This window comes from Candidatus Cloacimonadota bacterium (assembly GCA_020532355.1).
In the GTDB taxonomy this organism is placed as follows: Bacteria; Cloacimonadota; Cloacimonadia; order Cloacimonadales; family Cloacimonadaceae; genus UBA5456.
Genome location: JAJBBD010000158.1, coordinates 1 through 3,042, shown reverse-complemented (window position 1 = coordinate 3,042; position 3,042 = coordinate 1). Strand labels below are relative to the sequence as shown.

1 protein-coding gene is annotated in these 3,042 nt (G+C 42.1%); it reads left to right on the top strand.

Translation table 11 applies throughout. The features are described 5' to 3' along the window. Nucleotides 1-2,691 (top strand): T9SS type A sorting domain-containing protein (locus tag LHW48_05795; protein MCB5259973.1); only part of this gene is annotated, 2,691 nt, incomplete at its 5' end. Nucleotides 2,692-3,042 lie beyond the last annotated feature (351 nt).

The following is a 3,042-nucleotide window of genomic DNA, read 5'->3' as shown; positions in this document are numbered from 1 at the left end:
GTGGATGGCGGCTATGACATCATAGTTGATTTTGGCAGTCCTCAGGCACCTGACAATCAGATTCATTTTACCTATACTGCTGCAAATGTGAGGGATGGCATCGATGGACTGGATGAGCCGGGTTTCAAGGTTAAAACACCCACTTCCATTGATATCGTACTGGCGTTAGACTGCTCTCCGAGTATGAGCGACCGTAGCCAATTAGCAAGAACAGCCAGGCAGTTTGTAGGTCAGTTGGAGGACAGTGATCGGGTTGGTGTGTTTGGTTTTGCAGCAGAGGTAGGTGATGATTCGTATTTACAAGACGTCGTTATAAGCAGAATCCCAAGTGGATCGTTGGGATTGACGCCTATCCTCAACAATAAAGACTATTTATGTGGGGATGGCGTGATAATTTTTCCAAGTACTTATCCTTATAATAGTTACTGGACAGATATGAGAACACCTATTGAAAAGGGATTTTTATGTTTCGACGAGTTGGCTAGACCAAAGCATTTCGTAACTCTATCTGATGGATGGCATTGCCTGCCCAATGGCACTATCGATCCGAATACTGACGAGTTTCATGATCCGACTAATGAGATTCATAATCGAATATCATATTCTTATGTACCGTACGGTATTCAGTGCCATACAATGCGTTACAAAGCATATCCAACAAACAATAATGGCGACTACCCTTATAATGAAGCCCAATCAAATATGCTCATGAATAGAATTGCAGAGTGGGGGAATGGAAGCTCTAGGAGCAGAAAATATGTTAATGAGACTTACCAAGAAATAAATGCGATTCTGGACACGATAAGGCAAAGCTCCTCCAGCATTGATGAAAACAGGTCGTATACGGGTCCCAATCCCGCTCAGGACACAGAAATCTTACAATTTCTAGTAGATAAAAACGCCCACTCACTTGTTGCAAATTTCTCCATAAATTGGCCTTGCACAGATACTTCTGGATTGATCGACTTCAACCTTGTAAGTCCCTCTGGAATAGACGTGACGCTGAACCCCGATTATTACCGATACTACGCATCATTAGGGAGAGTAGAACTTCCTTTTCCTGAACAAGGATTGTGGGAGGCCATAGTTACGCGGCCACAATCCACTTCAAGTGTATCGAGCTTTAGTTTTTCTGCAAAGATTCAATCTGATCTGGAGGTGCATTTCACTGACCCTCCACGGAAACATAAGATGAACGTGCCTTTGCCATTGACGGTAAGGGCATTTGAATATTTGGAACCGGTAACTGATGCCCAGGTAAAAGTTTTTTTGCGAAGAGATGATTGGTTTATGGAACTAAGTTTGCTGGATGATGGATATCACAACGATGAACAAGCCAATGATGGTATTTATGGTAATTACATGTACGCATATAGTGATATATTACAACAATTCCCGCATAATGCAGCAGGAGTGTACGATCTGATCTTCGAGCTTAGGTCTCTATCACTTACAGCCGAAAGAATAAAAAAATACAGAATTGAACTTGAATCACCTGAAGACTATCCTTATGCGTCTACTGAGAGGAGATTACATAGTGGCTGGAATTGGGTAGGATTTCCTCGCCTTCAAAGAGACGAATCAGGAACGGCAGTAGACTATGCTACTATATCGTTGTCGCCTTTTCTAACAGATGTTCATTCCAGAGATGGAGTAGCTGAATTCCGAGACAATCAGTGGAACTATTACGGATTAGATTCACTTAACAGCATAGACGGCTATAAATTACGTATGAAAGACACTACACCGGTTAGCTTATTCGAGCTTGGCACTATCATTGATACTCTGATGACTCATCAATTGAACGAAGGGCAGTGGAACTGGGTAACATATCCCTGTTATGAAACGGTCTATCCTTGGGAGGCATTGTCTGGTGTTATTGATCGAATTGACTACATTATGGCCGAGAAGTGGAGCATGAAGAGAGATGGAGATGTCTGGATCTATGATGGCATAATGCGTCCTCATCTAAAATATGGTGATTCAGTCATGATAAGAACAACAAGGGATTGCTCCTTTGTATGGAATTTCCCATTTACAACTCCTCAGATTAATGAACCCCAAAAACCACAACAATTCGTCTTTGAAGACAAACCCAATTACGAAACAATAATGATTGATTCAATAGAAGGTAATCCGGATTATTCTGAAATAGGTATATTTCAGGATGATGTGTGTATCGGAGCCCGGGTCTTCGAAGCTTATCCAATACAGATACTGGCCTATTCGACTCCTGTGGATGAAGGTGGTGGGCAATTGAGCTTCATGCTATTTTCTGAAAACAAGGGTGCAGTATCAGTTAGTCCGGCTACCATTCGCCCCGGTAATTACGACGCCAATGAGTCAACAATTGAGCCTGAACAGTTTGGTTTTCGTGTGTTAACTCTTAAGACCAACGACCAACAGACACCATCAGTGTTAGCACTACATTCGAACTATCCAAATCCGTTTAATCCTTCAACTACTATCAATTTCTCTTTACCAACAAAAGCGCAAACCAGACTGGTCATTTACAATGTCAGAGGTCAAAAGGTTAAAGTTCTCTTGAGCGATACACTAGACTGCGGCAACCACAGCGTAGTCTGGAATGGTCGAGATGATAGCAATCGACCAGTTGCATCTGGCATTTATTTTGCTCGTTTAGAGCAAAGTGGAGCGACAAAAATTAGCAAAATGATGCTTATGAAATAGTATCGAAAGATATAGCAAAGAGAGGCTGCCAGAAAAAGGCAGCCTTTCCTGTTTAATTACCAGAGCATCTCAAGTTGCGGAAACCGCATAAAGGATCATCCTCAAGAACAAGGATGCCTATTCTACCAATACTATCGACATCGAGGACAAGGATATAGTATCATTCATCATCAAGCGGGGTAACCAAGAGAAGCCTCAGATCGAAGAGATCGATATCCTTGCCGGAGATACCATTCAACTTCAGGGCATCATCATGAACCGCCTCATCGACTTCTACGACTCAAAGTGGAGCATAGAAGCAGTAATCGACCAATTATCTAAATACGATCTCTTGCTTCAATCAAGGATACG